The organism is Vibrio profundi, from assembly GCF_005281835.1.
GTDB classification, from domain to species: Bacteria; Pseudomonadota; Gammaproteobacteria; order Enterobacterales; family Vibrionaceae; genus Vibrio; species Vibrio profundi.
The window spans coordinates 150,794-173,522 of record NZ_RZIS01000001.1 but is presented as its reverse complement, the minus strand read 5'-3'; the positions used below and the strand labels follow the sequence as shown (position 1 = coordinate 173,522).

The following is a 22,729-nucleotide window of genomic DNA, read 5'->3' as shown; positions in this document are numbered from 1 at the left end:
CTTATTCTGCAGCGGCTTGCTGTGCTTTCGCTTGTGCAATTCTATCTGCTTGAACTTGTTCGAAAATACGAGCTAACTCTAAATAAGAGTAACGGTGTTCAACGTACTCATAAACATTAAACGACAACGCCAATTTATACAAAGAAATCGCATTCGCGAAGTCTCCTTGCATGTGGTAGCGCTTCGCTAAGTAGAAATAGGTTTCCGTTAGTCGTTGTGCAAGCAAAGTATTATCGCGAGTACCTGCTAGAATCGCTTTAAAGGCTTGTTCTTCAGTGATGTCTTCAAGCATGATGGCTACGAGTACCCAGCCCCAGGATTCATCACGTTCAGCGTAGCGAGCTTGTAAATCAAGCTTGGCTTGCTCTGGTTCTAATTCATATTGAATAATGTAAGACCATAAGGCTCTAAATGGATCGCTTGGGTCATCAGAGTAATGCTTTGCCATCTCTTCGCTGGCTAATTCATAACGCTCGCCATAATAAAGTGCAATTGAGCGATTACGCTCTGCGTAAGAGTTTGACGGATCCAGCTCTAACGTTGAGTCAAACGCCTCATAAGCCGCATCAAACTCACCCACTTGCGTGAAGTACACACCTAGCAGGTTAAAAATATCTGGCTGAGCAGGGTTTAACGAAAGCGACTGATTAAAGTCCAAACGCGCTAAATCTCGTAGGCCTACACTGTCATAGTAATTGCCACGTTCAAAGAGCATTTTAGCTCGTACTTCATTTTTTAAATCAGTACGTTGTAGTAGCTGAGTAAGCCGAGCAATCTGAACTTCTTGCTGCACGCTAGCCTGAAGTGGTACCGCCATTGGAGGGTACACCCACTGGCTCGGTGATTCTGTTGTGGAAGCACACCCAGTTAATGTAATGAGTAAAAACAAACTCGCGGTTTGAAACCATTTCACAAATAGATACTCCTGTTATGACCGCAATAAAAAAGGGAGCGATAATGCTCCCTTTATAACATGCTTTTAATCGTATGGGCTAGAAAACGCTAAAAAGCGATAAGCTCATCGATTCAGGCACAATAGAATTATTCAGCTGCTGGCGCTGCGTCTTCAGCTGGCTTTTCTACTGCTTCTTTCATGCTTAGACGTACACGGCCTTGGCGGTCGATCTCAAGTACTTTAACTTGAACTTCTTGGCCTTCAGTTAGGTAGTCAGATACTTTCTCGATACGCTTGTCAGCGATTTGAGAAATATGTACTAGACCATCTTTACCAGGAAGGATCGTTACGAATGCACCGAAGTCAGCTAAACGAGCAACTTTACCCGTGTAGATAGTACCAACTTCAACTTCAGCAGTTAGCGCTTTAATGCGGTTGATTGCATCATCAGCTTGCTCACCAGAAGTTGCAGCGATCTTCACTGTACCGTCATCTTCGATCTCGATAGTTGTACCAGTCTCTTCACATAGAGAACGGATAACTGCGCCACCTTTACCGATAACGTCACGGATCTTGTCTGGGTTGATCTTCATTGAGTGGATACGTGGAGCAAATTGAGAAATATCTTCACGAGCACCAGAAATCGCTTCATCCATTACAGAAAGGATGTGCTTACGTGCACCTTGCGCTTGGTTAAGAGCAATTTGCATGATTTCTTTGGTGATACCTTCGATCTTGATATCCATCTGTAGCGCAGTGATACCTTCGTTAGTACCCGCTACTTTAAAGTCCATGTCACCTAGGTGATCTTCGTCGCCAAGGATGTCAGAAAGAACAACAAAGTCGTCGCCTTCTTTAACTAGACCCATTGCGATACCCGCAACAGAAGACTTAATTGGAACACCAGCATCCATAAGTGCTAGAGATGTACCACATACAGAAGCCATTGAAGAAGAACCGTTAGATTCAGTGATTTCCGATACAACACGAACTGTGTATGGGAATTCTTCAACAGAAGGCATTACTGCAGCAATACCACGCTTAGCTAGTTTACCGTGACCGATTTCACGACGCTTAGGAGAACCTACAAAGCCAGTTTCACCAACACAGTATGGAGGGAAGTTGTAGTGTAGTAGGAAGTGATCTTTACGCTCACCAGTTAGCTCGTCGATGATTTGAGCATCACGCTGCGTACCTAGAGTAGCAGTAACGATAGCTTGAGTTTCACCGCGAGTGAACAGAGAAGAACCGTGTGTACGAGGAAGAACACCAGTGCGTACGTCTAGCGCACGAACCATGTCTTTTTCACGACCATCGATACGTGGGTTACCCGCAATGATGCTGCGACGTACAACTGTTTTCTCTAGATCGTGGAAGATAGAGTGAACTTCTTTTAGGTTCACTTCTTCGTTTTCAGATACTAGAACTTCGTTAACTTCTGCTGCGATCGCGTGGATGCGGTCGTAACGAGTCATTTTTTCAGTGATTTGGTACGCTTCAACTAGCTTAGCTTCTGCTAGCTCAGCAATGCGAGTATTAAGAACTGTGTTCTCTTCTGGCGCAGTCCAATCCCATGCAGGAGTTGCAACTTCAGCAGCAAACTCGTTGATAGCATTGATAACAACTTGTTGTTGATCGTGACCGAATACTACTGCAGAAAGCATTTCTTCTTCAGTCAGGTTGTCTGCTTCAGATTCAACCATAAGTACAGCGTTATCTGTACCTGAAACAACAAGATCAAGCTTAGATGTTTCTAGCTCAGTGTTGCTTGGGTTAAGTACTAGCTGACCATCAATGTGGCCAACACGTGCAGCACCGATAGGACCGTTGAATGGGATACCAGAAATAGCTAGAGCAGCAGAAGTACCAATCATAGTTACCATATCAGGTTGAACGTCTGGGTTTACAGACATTACCGTAGCGATAACTTGAACTTCGTTTTTGAATGCATCCGGGAAAAGAGGACGAATTGGACGGTCGATAAGACGAGCAGTTAATGTTTCGCCTTCAGATGGACGACCTTCACGCTTGAAGAAACCACCAGGGATTTTACCAGCAGCGTAAGTACGCTCTTGGTAGTTAACTGTTAGAGGGAAGAAGTCTTGACCTTCTACCGCTTCTTTTTTACCAACAACTGAAACGAATACTGACGTATCGTCCATTGTTACCATTACTGCAGACGTTGCTTGACGTGCAATAACACCTGTTTCTAGAGTTACGGTGTGGTTACCGTACTGAAACGTTTTTACTACTGGTTTTTCGAACATTGTATTTCCTTCTTCTGAAGAGTCATCTTCAGAATTAGTGAATGAGTACTCAGCAATTACTAATCGCGACTAGTAAAAAAAGACGGAGGTTATTTATAAAATAACGCCATCTACTTTTAATAGTCGCGACCTATTGGCCGACATCTGTGACTGTAATTGTTGAGCAAAGTGAAAGCGCATAATTGAAAGAATTATGAGCGTGCAAGAGTATAAACTATTTTTTTAAGAAGAGACATTTTCAGAGCCAAAAACCTAGTTGTACACAGCATAGATTTCATATCTGTTTCGCAGGCACAAAAAAAGGAGCATAAATGCTCCTTTTTCTTCAAACTGTCTTTGCAGACATCGCTATTAGCGACGTAGGCCTAGACGCTTGATTAGATCTTGGTAACGAGAAAGGTCTTTACCTTTCAGGTAGTCAAGAAGCTTACGACGGCTAGAAACCATACGTAGAAGACCACGACGGCTGTGGTGATCGCCTTTGTGTGCTTTGAAGTGACCTTGAAGGTGGTTGATAGAAGCAGTTAGTAGTGCTACTTGTACTTCTGGTGAACCAGTATCGCCTTCAGCGCGTGCGTATTCTGCAACGATTGCTGCTTTAGTTTCTGCATTCAGAGACATAATTCTCTCCTGATAAGAGTAGTTTAATATTTGTAGCAGCCAATCTCTGATTCAGCCGCTACGCGAGCCGAGGATTATAGGGAAGTTTACGAAGTGGTGCAATAACAATCGAACACCCTATAAAACAAAAAAGCGAATACCATTTATCGGCATTCGCTTTTTACCAAATAGGCTAAGTATCGACTTAATTACGCTTGTGGTTCTTCTTCTCTGAAAACCACCAAACGTTTCGGTGCTACTCTGCCATCATCGGCAATCTGAGCCACACCCACAAACAGCTTCTCTTCACCACTTGTCATGCGAACCGTACCTTCAGTAGGCGCACCAGAAACCTGAACTGGCATACCATGCTGAACAAGATCAGTCAGCTCTGCATTGAGGTTTACTTCTGGTAAATCTTCAACGGCAGTGTCCATTGGCATCAGCAGTGGATCAAGCAGCTCTTTCGGTGCAATCTCTTGCTCCTGCGCTTGCTCTAAGATCTCATTCAGCTGCTCAAGCGTTACCATACGCTCGTATGGGTACTTCGCTACACCAGTGCGACGAAGCATAGTCACGTGAGCACCACAACCTAACATCTCACCAAGATCATCAGTGATAGTACGGATGTAAGTACCTTTAGAACAATGAACTTCCATTTCAACTTCATCACCTTCAAAGCGAAGCAGTTCAATAGAATACACAGTGATCTTACGCGACTCACGTGGTACTTCAATACCCGCACGCGCGTATTCATACAAAGGCTTACCTTGATATTTTAACGCAGAGAACATTGATGGAACTTGGTCAGTTTCACCCTTGAAGCTTTCAATGCAGCGCTCAAGTTGTTCTTGAGTCACGTTCACTTCACGAGTTTCAACTACTTCACCATCAGAGTCAGAAGTATTGGTACGCTCACCAAGCTTAGCGATCACAACATAACGCTTATCAGAATCGAGAAGAAACTGAGAAAACTTGGTTGCTTCGCCAAGACAAATTGGCAGCATGCCAGTCGCAAGAGGATCCAGAGCTCCGGTGTGCCCCGCTTTCTCTGCAAAGTAAATACGCTTTACTTTTTGCAGTGCATCATTAGATGAAATGCCAGTTGGCTTATCTAATAGAATTACCCCGTTAATAGGGCGACCTTTACGACGGCGAGCCATTACTCTTCACCTTTTGGTTCAGTACCTTCATCACGGCCAGCTTCTTGCTGCTTACGCTTATCTTCACTCAGTACTTCACTTACTAAGTTAGACATACGCATACCTTCAACCAAAGTGTTGTCGTAAGTAAAACGAACTTCTGGTGTTAGGCGGTGACGGATACGCTTACCTAGCGCCATACGAATTGGCACTTCATGCTCTTTAAGAGCAGCTAGGCAAGATTCAGGCGTTTGCTCGCCAATACATAAGAAAGTCACGAAAACTTTTGCGTAAGCTAAGTCACGAGACACTTCTACGTCTGAAATCGTTACCATGCCGATGCGCGAGTCACGCACCTCACGTTGAAGGATTAAAGCAAGCTCTTTTTGGAGCTGCTGAGACACACGTTGCGTGCGGCTAAATTCTTTTGACATTTTCTTTTCTCACTAATAGAAAGAATGGGGGGATGGTCGTAACCAGCCCCCCATGGCGTATTCAACAACCAATTACCAACTATCTATAAAAGATTACATTAGTAATTTTAGTCAATTAATCAAGAGTACGTTTTACTTCAACAATCTCGAATACTTCGATTTGGTCACCAACGCGAACATCATTGTAGTTCTTAACGCCAATACCACACTCGTAGCCATTCTTAACTTCTTGAACGTCATCTTTAAAGCGACGTAGTGACTCTAGTTCACCTTCGTAGATAACAACGTTTTCGCGAAGTACGCGGATTGGGTTGTTACGCTTAATCAGACCTTCTGTAACCATACAACCTGCGATTGCACCAAGTTTAGGCGACTTAAATACGTCACGAACTTGAGCAAGACCGATGATTTCTTGTTTGAATTCAGGAGCAAGCATACCGCCCATCGCCTGTTTCACTTCATCGATCAGTTGGTAGATGATTGAGTAGTAACGTAGATCTAGGTTTTCGTTTTCAACAGTACGACGAGCAGTTGCATCAGCACGTACGTTGAAGCCTAGGATGATAGCGTTAGAAGCCGCTGCAAGTACTGCATCAGTTTCTGTAATACCACCAACACCAGAACCAACGATGTTCACTTTTACTTCTTCAGTAGAAAGTTTACGTAGAGAATCTGCGATTGCTTCAACAGAACCTTGAACGTCAGCTTTAAGAACAACGTTAAGTTCAGCAACTTCACCAGCAGCCATGTTAGAGAACATGTTCTCAAGTTTCGCTTTTTGCTGACGAGCTAGTTTAACATCGCGGAATTTACCTTGACGGTAGTTCGCTACTTCACGTGCTTTACGCTCGTCACGTACTACTGTCGCTTCATCACCTGATGCAGGAACGCCAGATAGACCCAAGATCTCAACTGGAATAGAAGGACCAGCAGTTTGGATTTCTTTACCGTTCTCATCGCGCATTGCACGAACACGGCCATACTCTTGACCACAAAGCACGATATCGCCTTTGTTTAGAGTACCAGACTGAACTAGAACCGTTGCAACTGGACCACGACCTTTATCAAGACGAGATTCAACAACAACACCAGAAGCCATGCCTTCTTTAACAGCTGTTAGCTCAAGAACTTCAGACTGAAGAAGGATAGTTTCTAGAAGACCTTCAATGTTTGTACCTTGCTTAGCAGAGATATGAACAAACATGTTCTCGCCACCCCATTCCTCAGGAATAACGTCGTATTGAGCTAGCTCGTTCTTAACGTTGTCTGGGTTAGCGTCTTCTTTATCGATCTTGTTCACTGCAACAATCAGAGGTACACCCGCCGCTTTTGCGTGCTGGATTGCTTCGATTGTTTGTGGCATTACGCCATCGTCTGCTGCTACTACAAGTACAACGATATCTGTCGCTTGAGCACCACGTGCACGCATAGCAGTAAACGCCGCGTGTCCAGGAGTATCAAGGAAAGTGATCATACCGTTTTCAGTTTCTACGTGGTATGCACCAATGTGTTGTGTAATACCGCCCGCTTCACCAGAAGCAACGTGTGCTTTACGGATGTAGTCAAGTGTAGAAGTTTTACCGTGGTCAACGTGACCCATGATAGTAACAACTGGAGCACGACCTTCAGCCACTGCATCGCTATCGCGATCTGCTAGTACTGCTTCTTCTAGTTCGTTCTCTTTACGTAGGATAACCTTGTGACCCATTTCTTCAGCAACAAGTTGTGCTGTTTCTTGGTCGATCACTTGGTTGATAGTCGCCATAGCGCCCATCTTCATCATTACTTTAATTACTTCAGTTGCTTTAACTGACATTTTGCTCGCTAGCTCAGAAACTACGATAGTTTCGCCAATAGCAACGTCAGATTTCGCTACAGTTGCAGACTTATCGAAGCCTTGCTGCATTGAAGTTGGCTTAGCCAGTTTACCTTTACCGCCACGACCACGTTGGTTACGACCGCCACGGTTGTTACCAGGTTGGTTAGCTGGTGCCGCTTTCTTTTTACGACGACGAGGAGCTTTCTCTTCTTTTTGATCAGCAGCATCTTCTGCTTCACGAGCGTAAGTAGAAGTAGTCACATGGTAATCCGCAGATTTCTCTTGTTCTTTCTTCTTCTTCTCTTCTTCAGTCCAACGCGCTTCGTTTTCTTCTGCTAGTTTACGAGCTTCTTCAACTAGCTTAGCAGCTTCTTGCTCTGCTTTACGTTGTGCTTCTTCTTCCTGACGACGTTTTAGTTCGTCAGCTTCTTTTTTAGCTTGCGTATTTGCGTCCGCATTTTTTGCATTCATGTCTTTTTTAGCCTTATCAGCTTGTACGCGTTTTGCCTTTTCTTCCGCTTCACGTTTTGCATCCGCTTCTCGTTTCGCATTTTCTTCGGCTTCGCGTTGTGCTTTTTCTGCAGCTGCACGTTGCGCTTGCTCTTCAGCTTCGCGTTGTGCTTTCTCTTCAGCTTCACGGTTAGCTGCTTCCTCAGCTTCACGTTTTGCTTCATCTTCAATTGCGCTGCGCTTCACGTAAGTACGCTTCTTACGTACTTCTACTTGAACATCCTTACTCTTACCGCCTCCAGCGGCAACACTTAGTGTGCTGCGGGTCTTGCGTTGAAGAGTTAAGCGAGTCGGTTCAGCTTCACCAGTAGTGTCGCCGTGTTCCTTTTTCAGGTGAGTTAGCAGTGTTTGCTTCTCTGCATCTGAAACTTGGTCCGAACCAGCTTTCTTCATGCCTGCATCAGCAAGTTGTTCAATTAAGCGGTCAACTGGCGTACCAATCTCTTCACTCAGTGCTTTAACTGTTAATTGTGTCATACCGCTCTCTCCTTGCTGAATTATTCTTCGTCGCCAAACCAACAGATGTTACGTGCTGCCATGATAAGCTCACCAGCGCGTTCTTCTGTCAATCCTTCAATACCTTCTAGTTCGTCAACACCTTGGTCTGCTAGGTCTTCTAGTGTTGCAACACCTTTTGACGCTAGCTTGTAAGCCATTTCACGCTCTAAACCTTCTAAACCTAGTAGGTCTTCAGCTGGTTCAACACCGTCAAATGTTTCTTCTTGAGCAAGTGCAAGCGTTGTTAGTGCATCTTTCGCACGGCTACGTAGCTCTTCAACGATGCCTTCATCAAGGCCGTCAACTTCAAGAAGCTCATTTACAGGAACGTAAGCTACTTCTTCAAGAGTTGAGAAACCTTCTTCTACAAGAAGTTCGGCAAAGTCTTGCTCGATATCTAGGTGCTTCATGAAGTTTTCGATAGAAGCGACAGCTTCTTCTTGGTGCTTCTTCTGAAGGTCAGCAACTGTCATTACATTTAGTTCCCAACCTGTTAGTTGAGATGCTAGACGTACGTTTTGACCGCTACGGCCGATTGCTTGTGCTAGGTTATCCGCTTCTACTGCGATATCCATTGAGTGCGCATCTTCATCAACGATGATAGAAGCAACATCCGCAGGAGCCATTGCATTGATAACGAATTGAGCTGGGTTATCATCCCAAAGAACGATATCGATACGCTCACCGCCAAGCTCGCCAGATACAGCTTGTACACGTGCACCACGCATACCAACACAAGCACCAACAGGGTCAATACGCTTGTCGTTAGTTTTTACTGCAATCTTTGCACGAGAACCAGGATCACGCGCCGCACCTTTCAGTTCGATTAGCTCTTCACCGATTTCTGGCACTTCTACACGGAATAGTTCAGCGAGCATCTCAGGCTTAGAGCGAGTGATGAATAGCTGGAAGCCACGAGCTTCAGGCTTAACTGCATACAGTAAACCACGTACACGGTCACCTGGACGGAAGTTTTCACGTGGAAGTTGATCATCACGTAAAATAACCGCTTCAGCGTTGTTACCTAGGTCTAGGATGATAGTATCGCGGTTAACTTTCTTAACTACGCCAGTTACTAGCTCGCCTTCGTTGTCGATGAACTGCTCAACAATTTGTGCACGCTCAGCTTCACGTACTTTCTGTACGATTACTTGCTTAGCCGTTTGAGTTGTAATGCGGTCGAAAGTAACTGATTCGATTTCGTCTTCGATGAAACCGCCTAATTCGATTGTTTCGTCATCGTATTTTGCAGCTTCAATTGAGATTTCCTTAGTTGGGAATTCAACTTCTTCTACCGCTTCCCAGCGACGGAAAGTTTCGAAGTCACCAGTTTTACGATCGATTTCAACACGAACTTCGATTTCAAATTCGCTTTTCTTCTTTGTTGCTGTTGCTAGCGCGATTTCAAGCGCTTCAAAGATACGCTCACGAGGAACTGCTTTTTCGTTAGAAACAGCTTCTACTACCGCTAAAATTTCTTTGTTCATTAATCTAGCCTCTTAAGCTCTTCTCTCTAGGAGAACTAAAATTTAGGGATCAGGTTAGCTTTTGAAATATTGCTAAGGACGAATTCTTCTTCTTTTCCTTCAACCAATACCGTAATAGTTTCACCATCAACAGACTGGATATCACCCTTCCATTTACGACGGTTCGCTACTGCCATTTTCAAAACGATGCTTACCTCGTGACCAATAAATTGTTGGTAATGCTCTGCTTTGAACAGTGGTCTTTCTAAACCTGGAGAAGACACTTCAAGGTTATAAGCCACTGAAATTGGATCTTCAACATCCATTACTGCACTTACTTGGTGACTTACTTCAGCACAATCATCCACATTGATACCGTTTGGAGAATCAATATAAATACGTAGCGTTGAGTGCTCACCAGCACGAATAAATTCTAATCCAACTAACTCATAACCTGATGCCGCTACTGGAGCGTCAAGCATTTCAGTAAGTTGTCTTTCTAAACCAGTCATTTAACCACTCCAGAAACAAAAAAAGGGCTCAGAGCCCAATTTAAATTCCAAGCAAACATTATCAATATGCATTTACAAATGCACAGATAACAAAAAACCCCGAATAAGTCGGGGTTTTTGTTGCTGGACCCTGATGTGTTAAGCGTTTATCTAGATTGATTTACACTTAACTCGCAGTGAGGTTCACACTGCGCAAACTTGCTACCAATCTCTAAATAAAATAATAAAGAATTGGTTGCGGGAGCCGGATTTGAACCGACGACCTTCGGGTTATGAGCCCGACGAGCTACCAAGCTGCTCCATCCCGCGTCCGACTTGCGAGCATTATACGCTCAACAAGATGATTTACAAGTTTGTAAATATGGTGCCGAGAGAGGGACTCGAACCCTCACACCTAAGGCACTAGCACCTCATGCTAGCGTGTCTACCAATTTCACCATCTCGGCATCAAAAGCTTTTTATCGCTTATTGTGGAATTTCATCGCCTTGCGCTGGAATTTCACTTGCTGCATCTTCAGCTTGCTGGATAACTTGACCTTGAGTTGGGTCAATCCATTGTGACTCAGTCTTACTAGTAGACATATTGCCAAGCACTAAGCTAAGGATAAAAAATGTTGTTGCAAAAATTGCAGTCATTCGGGTTAGGAAATTTCCTGAGCCACTAGCACCAAACACAGTGTTTGAAGCGCCAGCACCGAAAGAGGCTCCCATATCTGCGCCTTTACCTTGTTGAATCAACACTAGGCCAATTACACCAAGCGCTGCCAACAGGTAAATCACAAGTAGAACTGTAAACATTTTTCCACCTATGTTCCTAATTGTTGAGCCAGCGCCGTTCTAAAAACATTTTTAAGAACAAGGCTAGCGTCCTCCTAACTGAAGGCCGAGCAATACTAGCGAAACCCTAAGAGGCTGACAAGCGAATTTTTCTAAAAACACGTGCAGCTGGACTTGATCGACCAAAAAAAGAACACATGGTTACTATTAGACTAATAACCGCTGGTTAATTCATTCTTTTTCAAATGAAAACCAGCGGCTCGACTAATACTTAGCAGTTAGCTTTTACAGCTTCAGCAATTTTTAAAGCTGAACTTTGAACTAAGTCAGCATCTTCACCTTCAACCATTACACGAAGCAGAGGCTCCGTACCTGACTTACGTAACAGAACTCGACCTTTCTCACCGAGTTCAGCTTCCACTTCAACAACAGCAGCCTTTACTGCTTCTGCTTCCAATGGATTCGAATCGCCACTAAAGCGCACGTTCTCTAATACCTGAGGGTATAACGTCATCCCTTGAGATAATTCATTCAACGACATTTCACTATCAACCACTGACGCTAGTACTTGCAGCGCAGCAACAATAGCATCACCAGTAGTCACCTTATCAAGTAGGATTACATGACCTGAATTTTCGGCACCAATTTTCCAACCTTTCGCAAGTAACTGCTCCATAACGTAACGATCGCCTACAGCGGCACGTACAAATGGAATACCAAGCTGTTTCAGGCCGTTTTCCATACCCAGGTTAGTCATTAGTGTCCCTACGACGCCGCCTTTAAGCTCGCCGCGGCGCAGTGCATCACGGGCAATAATATAAGCAATCTGATCACCATCAATCTTATTGCCAAGCTCATCGACCATAATAATGCGGTCACCATCACCATCGAACGCTAAACCTAAGTGTGCTTTTTCTTCAACAACACGTTCTTGCAGTGCCTTAACGTCCGTCGCGCCCACTTTATGGTTAATGTTAGTGCCATTAGGTTCAACCCCCATTGCAATGACTTCTGCTCCAAGCTCTTTAAAAACAGAAGGTGCGATGTGGTAAGTAGCGCCGTGAGCACAGTCGACAACAATTTTTAAGTCCGCTAATGTCATTTGGTGCGGGAATGTGCTCTTACAAAATTCGATGTATCGGCCTGCAGCATCATCTAAACGGACAGCTTTACCTAATTCTGCTGACTCTACACATTCGATATCTTTATCAAGTTCAGCTTCAATCGCTAATTCGATGTCATCAGGTAGTTTAGTTCCTTCCGATGAGAAGAACTTGATGCCATTATCATAGTAAGGGTTATGAGATGCTGATATTACGATCCCAGCTTCAGCGCGAAACGTTTGAGTAAGATAAGCAACAGCAGGAGTTGGCATTGGCCCCGTGAAAGTAGCTTTTAACCCTGCGGCAGCCAAACCAGCTTCCAGAGCTGATTCAAGCATATAACCTGAGATGCGCGTATCTTTACCTATAATGACTTTCTTTGTACCTTGCTTTGCAAGTACGCGGCCCGCGGCCCAACCAAGCTTTAATACAAAATCGGGAGTAATAGGATACTGTCCCACTTTGCCACGAACACCATCTGTACCAAAATAACGACGCTTATCAGACATGCGTTTTTCCTTATTATTTATATTGTCTCAATATTTTCATTCATAGTTTCGATGATCTTCATCGCTTCGAGCGTGTCTTCAACATCATGAACTCGAATAATTTGAGCACCTTTTAAAGCAGCAATAGTTGCACAAGTAACGCTTGCGACCATACAATCAGCTGGTTTCTTATCCAACAATTTAAATATCATAGATTTTCGAGACATCCCCGCAAGTATCGGGAAGCCTAGAGTATGGAATCGCTCTAAATGAGCTAGTAAATGATAGTTATGGGCAAGTGTTTTACCAAAACCAAAGCCAGGGTCAAGAATTAGCCGATCTTTTGTGATCCCTACCTTTTCGCACGCACTTACTCGCTCTTCCAAGAACTCCGAAACATCGGTTAGGACATTTTCATAATGTGGATTACTTTGCATCGTGCGCGGTTGCCCTTGCATATGCATTAGGCATATCGGCACATCAAATTCAGCAGCTACTTCTAATGCACCAGGCTCTTGTAGCGCTCTGACATCATTAATCAAGTCCGCACCAGCGTTAAGCGCTGCACGCATGACTTCCGCTTTACTAGTATCGATAGAAATCCACACATCAAACTTTTCACGAATGAGTTTAATGATTGGTATAACACGACTCAGCTCTTCTTCGAGACTAACCTCAGGCGCCCCAGGGCGAGTCGACTCACCACCGATATCAATGATCGACACACCCGCTTCGATCATCTTTCGCACTTGAGTTAATGCATTTTCAAGCGTATCGAACTTACCACCATCAGAAAATGAATCAGGCGTGACATTCAGTATCCCCATCACATGAGGCTTATTAAGAGTAAGAGTTTTATTATTCGCTCGGATCTTCATAGTTTCGTCATCTTCATGAAATCTATAAGCATACAAATAGAAAAACCCTGAGTTTCCTCAGGGTTTTATTCAAAACATCAAAAATTAAGAATCTTTGTTTGACGCATCACTGTTAGTATCAGAAGACTCTTCGGAATCAACTTTAGGAGCATCTTCAGAATCAGCTTTAGGTTCTGGCTTAGCTTCCGCTTTAGTAGGTTCCGCTTTAGCTTCATCACCCCAGCCAGCTGGCTCACGAATATCATCTTTACGATCCATTAGGTCATCAATCTGACCTGCATCAATGGTTTCGTACTTCATCAACGCATCTTTCATTGAATGCATGATATCCATGTTATCTTCAAGAATCTGCTTCGCTCGAGCGTAGTTACGGTCGATCAGAATACGAATCTCTTCATCGATTAGCTTAGTCGTATCATCTGATACATGTTTAGTTTGACTAACACTACGACCCAAGAACACCTCGCCTTCTTCTTCAGCATATAAAAGAGGGCCTAGTTTCTCAGAGAAACCCCATTGAGTAACCATCTTACGAGCGATATCTGTCGCACGCTCGATATCGTTTGAAGCACCAGTCGATACTTTATCTTTACCGTAGATCAGCTCTTCAGCGAGACGGCCACCGTATAAGCTAGAGATCATCGATTCTAAGTGTTGGCGAGACATGCTCACACGATCTTGCTCTGGTAAGTACATCGTCACACCTAACGCACGGCCACGTGGGATGATAGATACTTTGTACACCGGATCATGCTCAGGTACTAGGCGACCAACAATCGCGTGACCCGCTTCGTGGTATGCCGTTGACTCTTTCGTCTCTTCGGACATCACCATTGAGCGGCGTTCTGCACCCATCATGATTTTGTCTTTCGCTAATTCAAACTCAACCATAGAAACGTTGCGTTTGTTACCGCGAGCAGCGAATAGCGCCGCTTCGTTAACTAAGTTAGCTAGGTCAGCACCAGAGAAACCTGGTGTACCACGTGCAATTAGAGAAGGCTCTACATCGCCCGCTAGCGGTACTTTACGCATATGTACTTTAAGGATCTGTTCGCGACCACGTACATCTGGTAGACCAACGACAACTTGACGGTCAAAACGACCAGGACGAAGTAGCGCAGGGTCAAGTACGTCTGGACGGTTAGTCGCAGCGATAACAATAATACCCTCGTTACCTTCGAAGCCATCCATCTCAACAAGCATTTGGTTCAATGTTTGTTCACGTTCATCGTGACCACCACCAACACCAGCGCCACGCTGACGACCTACCGCATCGATCTCATCAATGAAGATGATACAAGGTGCTGCTTTCTTCGCTTGCTCAAACATGTCACGCACACGAGATGCACCAACACCAACAAACATTTCTACGAAGTCAGAACCAGAGATAGTAAAGAATGGTACCTTCGCCTCACCTGCAATCGCTTTTGCAAGTAGCGTTTTACCTGTACCCGGAGGACCAACAAGTAAAATACCAGTAGGGATCTTACCACCTAGTTTCTGGAATCGACTTGGGTCACGCAGGTAATCTACCAGCTCTTTCACATCTTCTTTTGCTTCGTCACAGCCAGCAACATCAGCAAAAAGCGTTTTGATTTGTTCTTCGCTCATCATACGAGCTTTGCTCTTACCGAAAGACATAGCGCCTTTACCGCCACCGCCTTGCATTTGACGCATGAAGAAAATCCATACACCAATCAGTAAGATCATAGGGAACCAAGAAATAAAGATAGTGCCAAGTAGGCTCTGCTCTTCTGGTGGTGTACCTTGAACTCGAACATTTTGGTTAATTAAATCATCAAGAAGCTTTTGATCGTAAACAGGCATGTAAGTTACATACTTTGCTCCACCACCACGACGGGTAAATGTGATCTCACTGTTATTAAACTGCGCGTCTTGAATCTGGCCTTGGCCAACTTCCTGTACAAACGTGGTGTAATCTACTGCTCTGCCGTTACTTTCACCAGGGCCAAAGCTCTGGAATACCGACATCAATACTACAGCGATAACTAGCCACAGAATTAAATTTTTTGCCATGTCACTCAAGGTGTCAGCCTCTCGATAACTAATTGTAATTAAAGGTAGGGTACTACAGTTTGTAACCTGTAGCTATAGTGTTAACTTTTCCAAAAACTATTGAATCGTTAACCTTTGTAACCAGTGGCTACGACGAACACTTCACGGGAACGAGCTCGAGAAGAGTCGGGTTTACGAACCTTAACGGTTTTAAACATATCACGGACGTCTTTCACGAATTGATCAAACCCTTCGCCTTGGAAAACTTTAACAACAAAGCTACCATTTGTGGCTAGAACTTGTCGACACATATCCAACGCCAATTCAACTAAATACATAGCTCTAGGCTGGTCAACTGAATTGTTACCAGCAATGTTAGGTGCCATATCAGACATAACAACATCAACCATGCTTGGCTGGATTCTTTCTAATAATGCCTCAAGCACTGCATCATCACGAAAGTCACCTTGTAAAAAGCTTACACCAGCAATCGGATCCATGGGCAATAAATCACATGCAATGATTTGACCATTGTCACCAACAATTTTAGCAGCATATTGAGACCACCCACCAGGAGCAGCGCCCAGATCGACAACCGTCATTCCAGGAGATAACAATTTGTCTTTAGTTTGGATTTCTTCCATTTTAAAGTAAGCACGCGAACGATAGCCTTTTTTTCTAGCTTCATTTGCATACTTGTCGTCGAAGTGTTCCTTCAACCAACGACCAGAGCTGGCCGAGTGTTTCTGTTTGCTCATTAGATACCTAAAACGGTGGGTAAAAACTGAATTGCCAAATACTATGACTAATAAATTATAGTCTTCAGCATTAGATGGCGTTAAAATAGGTTTTTTCAACCCTAATAGTAAAGAAAATTGGCCGCGTAATGAACCTAAGCACCAAACAAAAGCAGCATCTAAAAGGCCTAGCTCACAGTTTAAAACCTGTTGTGCTAATGGGCGCAAACGGACTAACTGAAGCTGTTCTAGCGGAAATCGAAATTGCTTTAGATCACCATGAACTGATCAAAATTAAAGTTGCTTCAGAAGACCGTGAAACTAAGCAATTGATTATCGATGCAATTGTTCGCGAAACAGGCGCTGAAAAAGTACAAACCATTGGTAAAGTGTTAGTACTATTTCGTCAGACTGAAGAACGTAAGATCGAAATCCCACGCAAGTAATAGTTTCTATTGCTACGGTGAGAAAAAAGGTCGCATGATGCGACCTTTTTTAATACTTCAATTATCAAGATACAATTAAATGTATTCTACTTTGTCGATTTCAAAATCTTTTTCACCACCCGGTGTTGAGATAACGACTTCATCACCTTCATGTTTACCCACTAACCCGCGAGCAATCGGTGATTTAACTGAAATACGACCAGACTTAATATCCGCCTCGTCTTCAGAAACAATTTGATATTTCACTTCTTCATCAGTATCAACATCAATCAATGTTACTGTTGTACCGAAAATAATTTTTCCGGTGTTTTCCATCTGAGTAACATCAATCACTTGAGCAACTGAAAGTTTATACTCAATATCACGAATCTGTGCTTCACAAATACCCTGCTCTTCACGAGCGGCGTGATATTCAGCATTCTCTTTTAGGTCACCCAACTCGCGAGCTTCACCAATCGCTGCAGAGATAACTGGGCGTAACTTTAATAATCTTTCTAATTCGTCACGTAGCAGTTGTTCGCCACGTACAGTCATTGGAACCTTTTCCATTTTCTACCTCTATCCCAAAGCTACCTTTGGACAAAATAATCCCACCCAACCATACGATTAGGTAGTAGATAACAAACATATTGGGCCTAGTGTAAACAAACTTTATATCTAAATCATCTTAATTCATTTCCAAGCTTAGGAAAGCCTTGGCTATCTCTCGTTTCTTAACAAGTACATCCCCTACCAAACCCCGTTAATCAGGCTTAATCAGAAAAATAAACCTAAAAAGAACTAAAACCCAAATTTAACCCAGACACAAAAGAATAAACAGAAACACAAATAAAACAACAAGTTACAGAAAAACCAAGCACAATAAAACACTGTTCATAAGTCTGATTTATATCATTTTACTAACTAATAAGGAACTTTAGGAGTAAAACATAGCTCATGGATTGCTCATGCATATTGATGGAAATTTATGATTTTCAAAACTTATTGCATATGAAACTTGATTAACTTGAGCAATACGGCGAGAATGCGCGAGAAATATGTTTTTTGCGCCCAAGAATACTCGCAAATAATAACTATTTATGGACAGTAATTAGGATTTATAACATGAACAAAACTATGATCGCTCTAGCTGTTTCAGCTGCTGCACTAGCAACTGGCGCTAACGCTGCTGAACTTTACAACCAAGATGGCACTTCTTTAGATATGGGTGGTCGTGCTGAAGCTCGTCTTTCTCTGAAAGATGGCAAAGCAGAAGACAGAACCCGCATCCGTTTAAACTTCTTAGGTAAAGTTGAGATTCAAGACGGTCTATATGGTGTAGGTTTCTACGAAGCTGAATACAATGCTAATGACAACGCAGCAAACAGTGCAAACAGCAATGACATCGAGCATCGTTACACTTACGCGGGTCTTGGTGGCGCATTCGGTGAAGTAACTTACGGTAAAAATGATGGCGCACTAGGCGTAATCACAGATTTCACTGATATCATGGCATACCATGGTAACTCTGCAGCATACAAACTAGCAGTAGCTGACCGTACTGACAACATGTTGTCTTACAAAGGTCAATTCCAAGATCTAAGCGTTAAAGCAAGCTACCGCTTTGCAGATCGTGATGGCGAAGATGCAAACGGTGAATACAAAGATAACAATAAAGATGGTTACTCTCTATCTGGTATCTACGCAATTGGTGACACTGGCTTCAACCTAGGTGCTGGTTACGCAGATCAAAACACTGACACAAACGCGTCTTCAGACCAATACATGCTAGCGGGTTCTTACACGCTTAACGATTTGTACTTCGCAGGTACATTCGTATCAGGTACAGACAAAGACGGTTCAACTAAAACAGACAAAACTGGTTATGAACTAGCTGCTGCGTACACTATGGGTCAAACAGTGTTCAGTACTACTTACAACTACCTAGAAGAAGACGCTTCTGGTACTAAGTCTGACGCAGCTGACAACTTTGCTGTTGACGCAACTTACTACTTCAAGCCTAACTTCCGTGGCTACGTTTCATACAACTTCAACCTATTAAGCTCTAGCGACGCTGGCATTTCTAAGGCTGACGCTGAAGACGAACTAGCTCTAGGTCTACGTTACGACTTCTAATTTAGAACCTTAACGACCAATTGATAACGCCTGCTCTTGTAGCAGGCGTTTTTTATATCTGTATACTAAAACTAATGCTCATAACCCCAAAGATTCTATGCGACTACTAGCGACTTTATCCTTGCTTTGCATTTCAACAACGGCACTGGCGTATTCACCCTTATCTTTTCTCCCACAAGGAAGTCGTACAAGCTTATTGCTTGAATCGCTAAATCAATCCCCTACTGAGATAAAACTGAATACCGAACAACTTTACCCACCTGCGAGCACCTTGAAACTGGTTACCGCTCTCGCAGCAAAGCTCGAGTTAGGTAATGACTTTCAATTTTCAACTTCACTATCCCAGCAGAATAACAATGTTCTGATTCACTTTAGCGGTGACCCGACTCTTGAAACAAAGCATCTCAAGCAACTACTGAAAAGTTATATAACTCAGAGTTCGAGAAAAATTGAAGGCGACGTATGGCTTGATAATAGCGCTTTCACTGGCTACCAGCGAGCTGTAGGCTGGCCATGGGATATTTTAGGTGTTTGTTACAGTGCCCCAGCAACTGCGATTACATTAGATGAAAATTGCGCCCAAGCATCAATTTATACTCAAGAGAATGGTAACACTCGCGTTTACATACCCGCCCATTACCCTATTGATGTTTCAAGCCAAGCTGCAACAGTGACAAAGTCAGGCCAGAAAGCTACACAGTGTGACTTAGAGCTCACTACATCACCACAAAACGAATATCAACTATCTGGATGCTTAATCGAGCGCGACAAACCACTCCCTCTTAAGTTTGCCATTCAGAACCCTGAGCTTTATACCAAGAAAATTGTAGAGCAACTGATAAAAGAGCTCAGGATCGACCTCAAGGGAGAAGTTCGCATCGGTCACTTTACAAGTAACACCACTTCGACGTTAATTGCTGAGCACAAATCAGAAAAGCTGCCAGCACTCATTGATGTGATGCTGAAAAAGTCGGACAACCTTATCGCAGATAACCTAACCAAAGCATTGGGAGCTAAGTTCTTTATACAATCAGGCAGCTTCAATAACGGCACAGAAGCAATCAAACAAATATTACTAAGTAAGGCGAACATAGATATTCGTGATGCTCAGCTAGCTGATGGTTCAGGGCTCTCAAGAAATAATCGGATGACATCTGAAGACATGAGCAAAGTCCTACGCTATATCTGGCAAAACGATCAGAAATTAGGGCTAATCAGTGCAATGCCAACCTCTGGGCAAAGTGGTACGCTAAAGTACCGTTCAAGCATGCGTAAGGCACCAATCGAAGGGCACATTATTGCTAAAAGTGGCTCACTATATGGAAGCTATAACATGGCTGGGTATGGATTAAATGCACAAGGGGCACCGACAAGCTTATTTGTGCAGTTTGTTAGTGACTACCACCCGCAAAAAAGGGACAACGACATTCCTGTCATCGCCCCTATCGTTCAGTTTGAAAAGGCATTCTATAAAGATATTATCGACTTCAGCCAGTCTCAATAAATCTATTTAGATGATTCCAGAGTGAACACTTTTCTACGCAATGCCCAGAAAAGTGTTCACTACCGTGAAATAAATCCACATCCCAGAAATATCAACAATCGACGCTAAAACTGGACTCACTAGAACTGCAGGGTCTAATTTAAATAAACGTGCAATGATAGGAAGTACCCCACCCAGAGTCGTTGAAATAGTAACTTGAATAAACAAAGCCACAGCGATTGCCGTTGCAATCAATTCAATCTCATAACCACCTGTTGAGCCTCCATCGCTAAACATCATAATTCTAGCGACCATCACTAACGCGATAGCTGATGCTAAACAAATCGCTACTCGGCACTCTTTCCAAAGAACATGTAACCATTGGCGTTTTTTAAGCTCTCCAGTAGCCAAAGCGCGGATCACCAAGGTGGCGGCTTGTGTCCCAGTATTACCACCAGCAGCAGCAATCACCGGCATATAAATGGCTAGTAATACCAACTGACTTAACGTGTCTTCATATTGAGCGATAATCAAGCCTGAAACGATCCCCAACAACGCAAGTGCAATGATCCACCCTATACGTTGACGCACGTGCTCCATCACCCCTGTAGTCAAATACCCTTGAGTTGGTTCCACTTCCGAATGAATCAGGCCAAGTTGATGTGCGAAGTGTCTAGACCGTTTTTCGTGTCCTTGTTCTTCTAAATGCCGTAGCAACTTTTGAATATGAGAAAGTGGGCACTGAGTCAGCACCATTACCGCTTCCTCGATCGGCATCACCGTCAGTAAATGGGCTTGCTGTGGTTGTTCATACTGCTTAAACGCGTTCGCGACCGCTCTAATATCATTTTCAGAAAATAGGTGTTCTATAGAATTTAAAGTGTTGTTCATTACCGTCATGGCGAATCTCCCGATTGGCAAAGGTAACGACCATCAAAACAAGTAGCCTATAGAGAGTAGTCCAAGAGCATCAAGCTGTGTACGTAAAGAGCGCATAACTCTATACATCGGCGTACATAACTAAACGCACCAAGAGCTTAAAGCACTGATGTGTCTACTTGTTAGAATCTAGAGTGTGGAAAAGAATAAGGGGGAAAACAAAGATACCCTACCTGAACGGCAGGACAATAGATCAATACCGAGACAGCTTATTCTTCTCCATTCAAACTAGGAGGATGGTCGGTATTGTTCATAAAAATCTCCAAAATTACTGCCAGTTCGACAGCGCGCATAGTGTAGCAATCCTGCAAAAAATTCTTCGTCAACTTTCTGTCAATAAATAGGGGGCAATAAAAAAGGCATCCGTAGATGCCTTTTATTCAATCATTGATGTACGTTATTACTTGATAGTAATACGAGCAAACTTACGCTTACCTACTTGGTAAACCGCAGTACCGGCCTCAGGTACTAGTTTGTTGTCTTCAACTTTCTCGCCTTCAATCTTAGCGGCACCCTGCTTGATCATACGCATCGCATCAGAAGTCGAGTTTACTAGGCCTGCTTCTTTTAGAACGTTAGCGATTGGTAGACCCGCTTCGAATTCGAACTCAGGCATATCATCTGGCACTTGGTTTTTAGCAAAGCGGTTAACGAACTCTTGCTCAGCTGCATCAGCATCTGCTTCACTGTGGAAACGAGCAATGATCTCTTTAGCCAGAAGTACTTTAACGTCACGTGGGTTTTTACCCGCTTCAACGCCAGCTTTCAGCTCTGCCACTTCTTCAAGCGGGCGGAAAGACAGTAGCTCGTAGTAGCTCCACATTAGATCATCAGAGATAGACATGATCTTACCAAACATTTCGCTTGGTGCTTCGCTAATACCGATGTAGTTGTGTGCAGACTTAGACATCTTCTTAACGCCGTCTAGACCAACAAGTAGTGGCATCATCAGTACTGCTTGTGGTTTTTGGCCTGCCGCTTTCTGCAGTTCACGACCCATTAGAAGATTAAACTTCTGGTCCGTACCGCCAAGCTCAACATCGCTTTCTAGCGCTACTGAGTCATGACCTTGAAGAAGTGGGTACATGAATTCATGGATAGCAATCGGTTGACCGCCAGCATAACGCTTTTTAAAGTCATCACGCTCAAGCATACGCGCAACAGTTTGGTTAGAAGCTAGACGAATCATACCTTCAGCACCAAGCTCAGATAGCCACTCTGAATTGAAACGGATTTGAGTTTTAGCAGGATCTAAAATCTTAAATACTTGCTCTTTGTACGTTTCAGCATTCTTTAGTACGTCTTCACGGCTTAGTGGAGGACGAGTTGAGTTTTTGCCTGAAGGGTCACCAACCATTGCAGTGAAATCACCGATAAGGAAAGTTACTTCATGGCCAAGCTCTTGAAATGCACGCAGCTTATTAAAGATAACTGTGTGACCAAGATGGATATCTGGCGCTGTCGGATCGGCACCTAGCTTAATACGTAGAGGACGACCTTCTTTTAATTTAGCGATTAGCTCTTCTTCTGGAATCAGCTCTTCTACGCCACGTTTGATCTCGGCTAATGCAGCTTCAATACTCGCCATTCTTGTTCACTCCCAC

19 protein-coding genes and 2 tRNA genes are annotated in these 22,729 nt (G+C 43.5%); 3 read left to right on the top strand and 18 right to left on the bottom strand.

Annotation, left to right across the window (positions count from 1 at the left end; genetic code table 11):
• Position 1: 1 nt before the first annotated feature.
• The 15 genes from nlpI to rlmE form a co-directional block, all read right to left on the bottom strand.
• Positions 2 to 913, bottom strand: a complete 912-nt coding sequence (nlpI, locus tag ELZ11_RS00790; protein WP_137355465.1) for a lipoprotein NlpI — start codon at positions 911 to 913, stop codon at positions 2 to 4.
• Positions 914 to 1,041: 128 nt separating this feature from the next.
• The gene (gene pnp / locus ELZ11_RS00785) at positions 1,042 to 3,162 is read right to left on the bottom strand and encodes a polyribonucleotide nucleotidyltransferase (RefSeq protein ID WP_137355464.1); all 2,121 of its coding nucleotides are present in this window, start codon (positions 3,160 to 3,162) and stop codon (positions 1,042 to 1,044) included.
• A gap of 351 nt (positions 3,163 to 3,513) precedes the next feature.
• Positions 3,514 to 3,783: a 30S ribosomal protein S15 gene (gene rpsO / locus ELZ11_RS00780; RefSeq protein ID WP_004728948.1), complete on the bottom strand. Its 270-nt coding sequence runs from the start codon at positions 3,781 to 3,783 to the stop codon at positions 3,514 to 3,516.
• Positions 3,784 to 3,971: 188 nt separating this feature from the next.
• Entirely contained in the window at positions 3,972 to 4,925 is a 954-nt protein-coding gene (gene truB / locus ELZ11_RS00775; RefSeq protein WP_137355463.1) for a tRNA pseudouridine(55) synthase TruB, read from the bottom strand.
• Positions 4,925 to 5,338, bottom strand: a complete 414-nt coding sequence (gene rbfA / locus ELZ11_RS00770; protein ID WP_137355462.1) for a 30S ribosome-binding factor RbfA — start codon at positions 5,336 to 5,338, stop codon at positions 4,925 to 4,927. The genes truB and rbfA overlap by 1 nt, the downstream gene beginning before the upstream one ends.
• Before the next feature lie 115 nt (positions 5,339 to 5,453).
• Positions 5,454 to 8,144, bottom strand: a complete 2,691-nt coding sequence (infB, locus tag ELZ11_RS00765) for a translation initiation factor IF-2 (RefSeq protein ID WP_137355461.1) — start codon at positions 8,142 to 8,144, stop codon at positions 5,454 to 5,456.
• A 20-nt stretch (positions 8,145 to 8,164) separates the two neighbouring features.
• Entirely contained in the window at positions 8,165 to 9,652 is a 1,488-nt protein-coding gene (gene nusA / locus ELZ11_RS00760; RefSeq protein WP_137355460.1) for a transcription termination factor NusA, read from the bottom strand.
• Positions 9,653 to 9,687: 35 nt separating this feature from the next.
• The gene (rimP, locus tag ELZ11_RS00755; RefSeq protein ID WP_137355459.1) at positions 9,688 to 10,143 is read right to left on the bottom strand and encodes a ribosome maturation factor RimP; all 456 of its coding nucleotides are present in this window, start codon (positions 10,141 to 10,143) and stop codon (positions 9,688 to 9,690) included.
• Positions 10,144 to 10,375: 232 nt separating this feature from the next.
• Positions 10,376 to 10,452, bottom strand: a tRNA-Met gene (locus tag ELZ11_RS00750).
• Between the two features lie 53 nt (positions 10,453 to 10,505).
• Positions 10,506 to 10,589 (bottom strand) — tRNA-Leu (locus ELZ11_RS00745).
• 19 nt (positions 10,590 to 10,608) lie between these two features.
• Entirely contained in the window at positions 10,609 to 10,941 is a 333-nt protein-coding gene (secG, locus tag ELZ11_RS00740) for a preprotein translocase subunit SecG (RefSeq protein ID WP_137355458.1), read from the bottom strand.
• Between the two features lie 250 nt (positions 10,942 to 11,191).
• A complete protein-coding gene (glmM, locus tag ELZ11_RS00735; protein WP_137355457.1) occupies positions 11,192 to 12,532 on the bottom strand; it encodes a phosphoglucosamine mutase in 1,341 nt (446 codons plus the stop codon).
• 17 nt (positions 12,533 to 12,549) lie between these two features.
• Entirely contained in the window at positions 12,550 to 13,389 is an 840-nt protein-coding gene (gene folP / locus ELZ11_RS00730) for a dihydropteroate synthase (protein WP_137355456.1), read from the bottom strand.
• An 84-nt stretch (positions 13,390 to 13,473) separates the two neighbouring features.
• Positions 13,474 to 15,426, bottom strand: a complete 1,953-nt coding sequence (gene ftsH, locus ELZ11_RS00725) for an ATP-dependent zinc metalloprotease FtsH (RefSeq protein ID WP_244291586.1) — start codon at positions 15,424 to 15,426, stop codon at positions 13,474 to 13,476.
• Positions 15,427 to 15,533: 107 nt separating this feature from the next.
• The gene (gene rlmE / locus ELZ11_RS00720; protein WP_137355454.1) at positions 15,534 to 16,163 is read right to left on the bottom strand and encodes a 23S rRNA (uridine(2552)-2'-O)-methyltransferase RlmE; all 630 of its coding nucleotides are present in this window, start codon (positions 16,161 to 16,163) and stop codon (positions 15,534 to 15,536) included.
• A gap of 128 nt (positions 16,164 to 16,291) precedes the next feature.
• Here rlmE and yhbY point away from each other — a divergent pair, with 128 nt between their 5' ends.
• Entirely contained in the window at positions 16,292 to 16,588 is a 297-nt protein-coding gene (gene yhbY / locus ELZ11_RS00715) for a ribosome assembly RNA-binding protein YhbY (protein WP_137355453.1), read from the top strand.
• A 75-nt stretch (positions 16,589 to 16,663) separates the two neighbouring features.
• Here yhbY and greA read toward each other — a convergent pair whose 3' ends face one another.
• Positions 16,664 to 17,137, bottom strand: coding sequence for a transcription elongation factor GreA (gene greA, locus ELZ11_RS00710; protein ID WP_137355452.1), 474 nt, complete (start codon positions 17,135 to 17,137; stop codon positions 16,664 to 16,666).
• Between the two features lie 555 nt (positions 17,138 to 17,692).
• Here greA and ELZ11_RS00705 point away from each other — a divergent pair.
• Both ELZ11_RS00705 and dacB read left to right on the top strand, forming a co-directional pair.
• A complete protein-coding gene (locus ELZ11_RS00705; protein WP_137355451.1) occupies positions 17,693 to 18,703 on the top strand; it encodes a porin in 1,011 nt (336 codons plus the stop codon).
• Positions 18,704 to 18,800: 97 nt separating this feature from the next.
• Positions 18,801 to 20,207, top strand: a complete 1,407-nt coding sequence (gene dacB / locus ELZ11_RS00700; RefSeq protein WP_137355450.1) for a serine-type D-Ala-D-Ala carboxypeptidase — start codon at positions 18,801 to 18,803, stop codon at positions 20,205 to 20,207.
• A gap of 33 nt (positions 20,208 to 20,240) precedes the next feature.
• On the opposite strand, the gene ELZ11_RS00695 is transcribed toward dacB, so the two are convergent.
• Both ELZ11_RS00695 and tyrS read right to left on the bottom strand, forming a co-directional pair.
• Positions 20,241 to 21,086, bottom strand: a complete 846-nt coding sequence (locus ELZ11_RS00695) for a magnesium transporter (protein ID WP_137355449.1) — start codon at positions 21,084 to 21,086, stop codon at positions 20,241 to 20,243.
• A gap of 439 nt (positions 21,087 to 21,525) precedes the next feature.
• Positions 21,526 to 22,713, bottom strand: coding sequence for a tyrosine--tRNA ligase (tyrS, locus tag ELZ11_RS00685; protein ID WP_137355447.1), 1,188 nt, complete (start codon positions 22,711 to 22,713; stop codon positions 21,526 to 21,528).
• Between the last annotated feature and the right edge of the window lie 16 nt (positions 22,714 to 22,729).